The organism is Kitasatospora sp. NPDC059827 (assembly GCF_042731675.1).
Classification (GTDB): Bacteria; Actinomycetota; Actinomycetes; order Streptomycetales; family Streptomycetaceae; genus Kitasatospora.
This window is the reverse complement of record NZ_JBHWIV010000153.1, coordinates 1-7903: the sequence shown is the minus strand read 5'-3', so window position 1 is coordinate 7903 and position 7903 is coordinate 1. Positions and strand designations below refer to the sequence as shown.

The 7903-nt window shown below is 74.0% G+C and carries 9 protein-coding genes; 5 read left to right on the top strand and 4 right to left on the bottom strand.

The features are described 5' to 3' along the window. Positions 1-317: 317 nt before the first annotated feature. The gene (locus ACFV8H_RS40715; RefSeq protein WP_380409741.1) at positions 318-1418 is read left to right on the top strand and encodes a hypothetical protein; all 1101 of its coding nucleotides are present in this window, start codon (positions 318-320) and stop codon (positions 1416-1418) included. A 26-nt stretch (positions 1419-1444) separates the two neighbouring features. After that, on the top strand, positions 1445-2305 hold the full coding sequence (locus ACFV8H_RS40710; RefSeq protein WP_380409739.1) for a DUF3592 domain-containing protein: 861 nt from the start codon (positions 1445-1447) through the stop codon (positions 2303-2305). 16 nt (positions 2306-2321) lie between these two features. Here ACFV8H_RS40710 and ACFV8H_RS40705 read toward each other — a convergent pair whose 3' ends face one another. Continuing rightward, complete coding sequence (locus ACFV8H_RS40705) at positions 2322-3563, bottom strand: CynX/NimT family MFS transporter (protein WP_380409737.1); 1242 nt, start codon at positions 3561-3563, stop codon at positions 2322-2324. Further along, positions 3560-4336, bottom strand: coding sequence for a FadR/GntR family transcriptional regulator (locus ACFV8H_RS40700; RefSeq protein ID WP_380409735.1), 777 nt, complete (start codon positions 4334-4336; stop codon positions 3560-3562). The genes ACFV8H_RS40705 and ACFV8H_RS40700 overlap by 4 nt, the downstream gene beginning before the upstream one ends. A 180-nt stretch (positions 4337-4516) precedes the next feature. Between ACFV8H_RS40700 and ACFV8H_RS40695 the strand changes: the two genes are divergently transcribed. After that, positions 4517-4717 carry a hypothetical protein gene (locus tag ACFV8H_RS40695; protein WP_380409733.1) on the top strand — a complete coding sequence of 67 codons (201 nt, stop codon included), beginning with the start codon at positions 4517-4519 and terminating at the stop codon, positions 4715-4717. Between the two features lie 63 nt (positions 4718-4780). On the opposite strand, the gene ACFV8H_RS40690 is transcribed toward ACFV8H_RS40695, so the two are convergent. Continuing rightward, positions 4781-5635 carry a helix-turn-helix domain-containing protein gene (locus tag ACFV8H_RS40690; RefSeq protein WP_380409731.1) on the bottom strand — a complete coding sequence of 285 codons (855 nt, stop codon included), beginning with the start codon at positions 5633-5635 and terminating at the stop codon, positions 4781-4783. 117 nt (positions 5636-5752) lie between these two features. Here ACFV8H_RS40690 and ACFV8H_RS40685 point away from each other — a divergent pair, with 117 nt between their 5' ends. Then, positions 5753-6817, top strand: coding sequence for an aldo/keto reductase (locus tag ACFV8H_RS40685; protein ID WP_380409729.1), 1065 nt, complete (start codon positions 5753-5755; stop codon positions 6815-6817). A gap of 73 nt (positions 6818-6890) precedes the next feature. Here the strand turns inward: ACFV8H_RS40685 and ACFV8H_RS40680 are convergent, their stop codons facing one another. Beyond that, complete coding sequence (locus ACFV8H_RS40680) at positions 6891-7076, bottom strand: hypothetical protein (protein WP_380409727.1); 186 nt, start codon at positions 7074-7076, stop codon at positions 6891-6893. A 265-nt stretch (positions 7077-7341) separates the two neighbouring features. Between ACFV8H_RS40680 and ACFV8H_RS40675 the strand changes: the two genes are divergently transcribed. After that, entirely contained in the window at positions 7342-7740 is a 399-nt protein-coding gene (locus ACFV8H_RS40675; RefSeq protein WP_380409725.1) for a hypothetical protein, read from the top strand. Positions 7741-7903: the final 163 nt, after the last annotated feature.

Genomic DNA, 7903 nt, shown 5'->3' with positions numbered 1-7903 from the left:
CTCGCCGTGTGGGAGAGGGCGGCGATGCGCTCGCCCTCGACGGCCAGGCGGCCGCCGTCGACGACCCCGCCGGGCAGGACGAGCCGGGCGCCGGACAGGGCGATGCGGTCCGTGACGGTCATGGGCGTCCCCGTTTCTGCTCAGAACTGTTCGATCGGCCAAAGTTACAAGCAATGGTGAGCAGTGCATAGCCGCGTGCGGCCCGGACCGGCCGTCGCCAAGAGGGGAGGGTGGGGCGGGAGTTGTGATCGGCTTGTGACCGTTCCGGGCACCCGCAGGACTGTCGGCGGTTGCCCGGGACGTGCACAATCGGCCGCATGACGACAGTCGCGGGCGGGCCGCCCCCGCAGAACACGCCGTCCAAACTCGCCCTGGCCCTCGTGACGGGTGGGGTGATCGGGGCGTCGCTGACCGGTTTCGTCAGCGGGTGCGTGCTCGGGCGGGCGTCGTTGATCGTCCTGTCGCTCGCGCTGCCGGCGGCCTACGGGCTGGTGGCGTTCCTCGTCTCGCTGCCGCGCCGGGGCCGGGGGGCGGCAGCCGTGCCGGAACGGGCGCTGGCGCTGATCGAGGAGCGGGAGGCCGTCGGGGGCGAGACCAGCGACGTTCCGGTGCGGTTCGACCTGAGCGTCGTACCGGACGGCGCGCCCGCGTTCCGGGTGGAGATCCGGCAGGAGATCAACCTCGTCGAGCTCCCCGACTACCGGCCGCGCGGGATCGTGGTGGTGGAGTACCCGCCGGACCGGCCGTGGAAGGCGCGGATCGTGAAGCGGCCCACGCCGGAGTGGGAACGGCGCGTGGCCGGGGCCAGGTTGGACTCGGTACCCGGCCCGGCGATGCGGGAGGAGAGCGGGCCGGGCTGTGCGGGTTGCCTGCTGACCGTCCTCGGCCTGCTGCTGGGCGTGGGCGCCGTGCTGCTGCCGTTCCACACCGAGCTGTTCGCCGTGGTCGAGGACGGGACCGGCACGGCCCGGCCGGCCGTCACCTCCTCCTCCTCCTCCGAGTCCTCGTCCGCCACGATCACCGTGACCTCGGCGACCGGCACGGTCGCCCTCGGCCCGGGGCAGTCCATGCTGGACCAGGGCGAACTGCGCAAGGCCGTCGAGTCGTTGACCCCGGGTGGCGAGCCGCGCCAGGCACTCGCCGTCGTCGTGCAGGACCGTCAGCTCACCGTCGTCTTCGCCCCGGGCGTGGCACAGGCCACCGGCTTCGATCCGCGCTCCCTGCCCTACGACCGGATCCCCGGCCTGGTGGAGGAGGCCCGGAACACCCTCGGCGTCACGGCTCCGAAGCGCTGGCAGTTGACCGCCGACGGGATCACCGGCGCGCTGACGCTCAGGATCGTGGTGACCGGCGAGAGCGGTTCCGCGACGCTGGAGGCGGACGGCCGGGGCCAGGTGCTGCGGCGCAGCGGCGGCTGACCGGTACGGACGAGAGGAGGAGCGCGATGGGGTGGGACGAGATCCTGCTGGTCTGGTGCGGGCTGTGGGCCGTGGTGGCCCTGGTCGGGCTGGGCAGGTCGCTGGCCGGGGTGACGGCGGACCAGCGGAAGGTCCGGCTGACGGGGCGGATCGTCCGGGTGACCGAGCCCCGGCACGGTGGCTCGCGCAAGGGCGGGATCCCGGTGGTCGTCCGCTACCGGGACCCGGTCTCGGGTGAGGAGGTCGAGGTCACCAACGACGGCGAGCGCGGCGAGATGATCACCGTCGCGTGGGAGGGCCGGGAGCTCGGCATCGGGTACCCGCTGGGCCGCCCGCATGCCTACCGGTTCTCCGATGCGGCGGAGCAGCCCGGCCGCGGGCTGGACCGGCCGGCCTTCGCGTTCTTCCTGGTCTGTGCCGGGCTGGTGGCGCTGGCCGCCGTCCGCTGGGGGTGGCCGTGGGCCCTGATCGGTGTGGCCGGCTCGTGGGCCGTCGCCGGGATCGTCCTGCTCCCGGGAGCAGTACGGGACAAGAAGGCCCGGCTCGGCAGGCTGGCCGCGCTGGAGGCGGTGCCCGGCCGGGTCGTGGCGGTGCTCAGGGACGTCAGCGTCGACGAGGACGGCGACACCTCGACCACCATCACCCCGGTGCTGTCCTTCACCACCCGGGACGGCACGGCCGTCACGGCGCACTGCCGGAACGATCTCCCGGGCCCGCCCCGTACGTACGGCCTTGAGCTGACGGTCCATCATGATCCGTCCGATCCGGCCGTGTTCATGCTGGACCGGTCCGCCGGGCAGCGCTCGGCGGAGCGGGGCGTGCTGTACCACGTGGTGATGATCGTGGTCCTGGTGGCCACGACCGTGGCGGGAGTGGTCCTCCTCTGAGCCGGGAGCGCCGGGCTCAGCGGGCGGGCGGCCTCACGTGGCGGTCCTGGCCCGCGCCGTACCCGACCGCCGCCATCGCGGTGCTCAGGACGGCCAGGAGCCCGAGGGGGAGCGTCCAGCTGCCGGTGACGTCGTGCAGGATGCCGAGCAGGAGCGGGCCGGCCGCCGCCACGAGGTAGCCGACGGACTGCGCCATACCCGCCAGCGCGGCCGCCTCGCCGGCGCTGCCGACGCGTTCGCTCTGGAAGCTCAGAGCCAGGACCAGGCACACGCCGGTGCCCAGCCCGAGCAGGGTGCAGGCCACGACGGTCAGGCCCGGGGCCGACAGCAGGACGGCGAAGCCGGCGGCGACGACGACCGAGGCCCCGGCCGCGGTCCACCGCTGGTCGTGGTGGCCCCGGGTGAGCAGTGGCAGGGCGCTGCTCGCGGCGAGCGCGATCACCTGGTAGTAGAACAGCATCCAGCCGACCGTGGTGCTGTCGGCGCCCTGGTGGAGCAGGATGCTGGGCAGCCAGGCGACGGCGGTGTAGAAGCCCAGGGACTGCAGGCCCATGAACAGGCTCACCTGCCAGGCCAGCGGGGACCGCCAGGGCGCGGGGGAGTGGGTCGCGCCGGTGCCCGCCCCGGGGCGGTCGTGCCGCAGCCGGGGCAGCCAGACGATGAACGCGGCGACGGTGAAGGCGGTGCCCCAGGCCAGCGCGGTGTGCCAGCTGCCCGGCAGGCTGTGGGCCAGCGGCGCGGAGATCCCGGAGGAGAGCGCGGCCGTGAGGCCCATGACCGTCACGTAGAGCGCGCTGACGCCCTGGATGCGGTGGGCGGGCACGTTGCGCCGGATCAGCGCGGGCAGCAGGACGTTGCCGAAGGCGATCGCGGCGGAGAGGACCACCGTCCCGGCGAACAGGCAGGCCACCGAGGGGAGCGAGCGGATCACCGTCCCGACGGCCAGCGTCCCGAGCGCCGCCACCAGCAGCCGGGCGCTGCCGAACCGGTGGGAGGCGCGGGCCACCAGGGGGGAGGTGGCGGCGAAGGTCAGCAGTGGGAGGGTGCTCAGCAGGCCGCCCCAACTCGACGTCAGGCCGCTGTCCTGCTCGATCGCCGGGAGCAGTGTGCCGACACCGGTCAGACCGGTGCGCAGGTTCGCCGCGACCAGGCAGATCCCGATGACGAGCCCGACCGACACGGCGGGGCGGGTGCGGTCCGGGGGCGACGCCTCGGCGCTGGGGCGCTCGGTGGACACCGAGGGGGACGGGGAGCTCACTTCGTCACCTCCGCACCGGAGTTGTGGCCACCGGCGGTGCGGCCGCCGGAGTTGTGGCCACCGGCGGTGCGGCCGTCGGTTCCACGGCCGCCGGCCTCGTGGTCACGGGTGAGCCGGACGATCGCGGCGGCCGCGTCGCGGGCCCCGTCCTCGTCCCGGCCCTCGATCGCGTCGACGAGCCGCCGGTGCAGTCCGGCGTGCTCCTCGGCGTGGGCCGCGTCCCAGGGCAGGCCGCCGAGGGAGGCGGTGAGCGCGGTGCCGAGGTGGTCGTACACCTCGATCAGCAGGCCGTTCCCGCTCGCCCGCACGACGGCCCGATGGAACAGCGCGTCCACGCTGCCGGCCAGCGACAGGTCCCCGCCCGCGGCGGCCGCGTCGGCGTCGGCCAACAGCTCCCGCAGCTGCTGCACCTGCTCCTCGTCGCGGCGCAGGGCGGCGGCCCCCGAGGCGTACTCCTCCAGTACGGTCCGCAGTTCGAGGACGTTCGCGCGCTGGGCGGTACCGGCCCGGCGCAGCATGACCGCCTGGAGCTCGCTCGACGAGCGGACATAGGTGCCGTCCCCCGCCCGGGTCTCTAGCAGTCCGAGGTGCACGAGCGCCCCGATCGCCTCCCGCAGGGTGCTGCGGCCGACCCCGAGTTCCTCGATGAGGGCCTGCTCCGACGGGATCCGGGTGCCCACCGGCCAGCCGCCGGCCTCGATGTGCGAGCGCAGGCTGTTCACGAGTTGCGCGGACAGGCTCGCCGTCCGACGCGGTGTCTTGATGCGTGTCATGGGAGCACCATAGCCAAACATCAGACATTTGAACATCGCACCTATCGTCCCTGCGGGAGTGGGCCGCTCCTGGCCCGCCCTGCCCCCGCCGATCCCTCCTTCACTTGCCTGGACTTTGCAAACTCTTTAAGGTCCTGGATGTCACCGACCGCAGGTCACACCTCCAACGCAAGGGCGGACATGTCGCCGACAGGACGCAGGGACCGCCGAGCCGCCGCCGTGGACCTGGCGGTGCTCCTGGTCGCACTGGTCGCCACCACGCTGGTCTGCCGCGGGCTGGGCGCCGGTCCCTGGCCCGCGATCCTGATCGGCGGGTTCGCGGGGGCGGCCACCACCCGCCTGGGCCTCGGCGCCCGGCTCCTGCGCGGACGACAGGACTGACCGGCCGCCCCGGGCCGCCGCCCCCGGGCCGCTGTCACCGGTCCGCCGCCCCCCGAGCCGCTGTCACCGCGCGCACAGCCGGTCCAGGGCCGCGCGGCTCTCCTCGTCCGCGGCGCGGTAGATCAGCAGCCGCAGCTCCGGGTCCTCCAGCGGCAGCAGCACCTCGAAGTCGACGGCGATCGCACCGACGACCGGATGCCGCAGCAGTTTGCGGCCGCGTCCGTTCACGCGGACCTCCCGCTCGGACCACAGGCGGGCGAAGTCCTCGTCCTGCGCGGTGAATTCGGCGATGAGGTCGGTCAGCGCCCGGTCCTGCGGGTGCGCGGCCCACGCCGCCCGCAGGTGGGCGACCCCGTCCCGCAGCACGCCCTCGCGGTCGGCGTAGAAGTCGCGCATCGCCGGGTGCAGCAGGCAGAGCCGCATCGCGTTGAGCCGGGTCGGCGACGGGGTGTCGAAACCCGGGAGCAGCCGGGCCAGCTCGGGGTTCCAGGCCAGGATGTCGTAGCGGTGGTCCAGCAGCATGGCCGGCAGCGGCGAGAGCTCGTCGACCAGGTGGGCCAGCGACGGCGCCGCGCCGGGGGCGGGCCCGTCGGTACGGCCGGGGCGGCGCCGTCCGGCCAGGTCGAAGAGGTAGTCGCGTTCGCCGGGGTCCAGGCGCAGGGCCCGGGCCAGCGCGGCCAGCACCTCCGCCGAGGGCCGCAGCCCGCGTCCCTGCTCCAGCCGGACCACGTAGTCGGTGCTGACTCCGGCGAGTTCGGCGACCTCCTCGCGGCGCAGCCCCGGTGTCCGCCGGGACCTCCGGTGCGACGGCAGGTCCGGCCGGTCCGGCGCGGAGCGCTCGCGCCGGCTCCGCAGGAAGGCGGCCAGCTCCTGGGTGGTCCGGGTGGTCCGGGTGGTGTTCACGGTTCGGGTCGTCATGGCCGGTCCAACCGCGAGGGTGGGACAGGCCTTCCCAGGAAGAGCCTTCCCTTACCCCCGGCCCGCCGCCGCCACAGACTCGGTCCCGACAACCGATCACGACCGCAGGAGAACCTGATGGCACTGACCCTCGACGACTACCGGCTGCTGGGCCGGTCGGGGCTGCGGGTATCACCGCTGGCCCTGGGCACGGCGACCTTCGGCACCGAGTGGGGCTGGGGCGCCGAACGGGACGAGGCCCGAAAGCTGTTCGACCGCTACGTCGAGCTCGGCGGCAACCTCCTCGACACCGCCGACACCTACACCGACGGCAGCTCCGAGCGCCTGCTGGGCGAGTTCGCCCACCAGGAGCGCGAGCGCCTGGTGCTGGCGACCAAGTACTCGACGCTGCGCCGCCCGGGCGACCCCAACTCCGGTGGCGCGCACCGCAAGGCGCTGTTCGGCTCGGTGGAGGGCAGCCTGCGGCGGCTGGACACCGACTACCTCGACCTGCTGTACCTGCACGTCTGGGACTTCCGAACGCCGGTCGAGGAGATCCTGCGGGGCCTGGACGACCTGGTCCGGCAGGGCAAGGTGCTGTACGTGGCGATCTCCAACACCCCGGCCTGGCAGGTGTCCCGGATGCAGGCGATCGCCGACCTGCGCGGCTGGTCGCCGCTGGTGGCGCTGCAGATCGAGTACAGCCTGACCGAACGCACCGGGGAGCGCGACCTGATCCCGATGGCCCGCGAGCTGGGCCTCGGCGTGGTCCCGTACTCGCCGCTGGGCGGCGGGGTGCTCAGCGGCAAGTACCGCCGGGAGGACGTGACCGCGACCGACACCGGTGCGGGGGACGGCACCCGCAGGAGCGTCAACCTCGCGCTGGGCACGCTCACCGAGCGCAACCTCGCCGTCGTCGAGGTCGTCCGGGAGGTCGCCGCCGAGCTGGGCCGCACCCCGGCCCAGGTGGCGCTGGCCTGGACCCTGCGGAACCCGGCGGTGACGACCTCGCTGATCGGCGCCCGCACCCTCGCCCAGCTGGAGGACAACCTGGGCGCCCTGGCGGTCGAGTTCACGGCCGCCCAGCTGGACCGGCTGGACGCGGCGGGCGCGGTCGACCTCGGCCAGCCGCACGACCTGCTGGCGAGCGACCACCTCCGCCGGGTGACCATGGGCGACCTGCGGATCGAGACCCGCCGGTGACGGCCAGGCCCTGTCCGGCCGAGGCCCTGTCCGGCCGACCGGACAAGGCCTGGCCGGACAGGGCCTGGGCCGGTCACCGTCCGGGGCCCACCGTCCGGGCGAGCCAGGTCCGGATCGCCTCGGCCGTCGTCGCCACGTGCTCGTCGAGCACCGAGAAGTGGTCCCCCGGGATGTCGCCGTAGCTCACCGCGCCGCCGGAGTCGGTGAAGGCGGTCCGGTCCGGCTGCTCCGAGGCGTGACGAAGGATCAGCTCGTGCATCTGGCACCCCTGCATTCCGCGGTGTGGTGAACGGGTTCCGGCAACCGTCACTCGCGGCATGATCGTGCGTCAAATCCGCTCCGCCCCGGGGCCGAGGCCGGACCGGGCGTTCCCGCGGTCGGCCGGCGGTTGGTCCGATCGGACCCCGGCGGCCCGGACCGACACGCCACGGGCGGCGGACCGTCACCCGCCGTCGCCGGGGCGTGTGCTTACGGTCGGCCACGCCCTAACCGGGGCACTCACCGACAGGAGTGGAGAAACCCTCATGAACCGTCGCACTGCCCGGATCCTGGTCGCGCTCGGCGCGGCCGGCCTCGCCGTCGCCGCCGTACCGACCGCCGCGAGCGCGGACGTCGTCTCCGGCGGCAACCACGGCACCGTCATCGTCGGCAACGGCAACCAGGTCGCCGGGTACGACGACATCAACGCCGGTCACGACGCCACCGTGGGCTCCCACAACGGCGCGGGCGGGGTGGGGGGCGGCGCGGTGGACGCCGCCCAGACCGCCGGCGGCAACGACTGGACGGTGATCGTCGGCAACGGCAACCAGGTCGCCGGGGACGACATCGTCAACGCCCTGGACGACGCCACCGTCGGCTCCTACAACGGCGGCTCCGGGATCGCGGGGACGATGACCGCCGCGCTGGCGCCGATCACGGGCTGACGCCCGCGCCGCACTGCCGTACTGCGCACTGCCGGCCCGCGGCCCCCCCCCGGGAGCGCCCGGGGGGGGGCGGCGGCGGGGGGGCGGGGGGCGGCACCCGCGGGGCGGAAAACCAAGAATAGGAACAAGAAAAGAAAAAACCAAAAAAAAAAAAAAACCACCA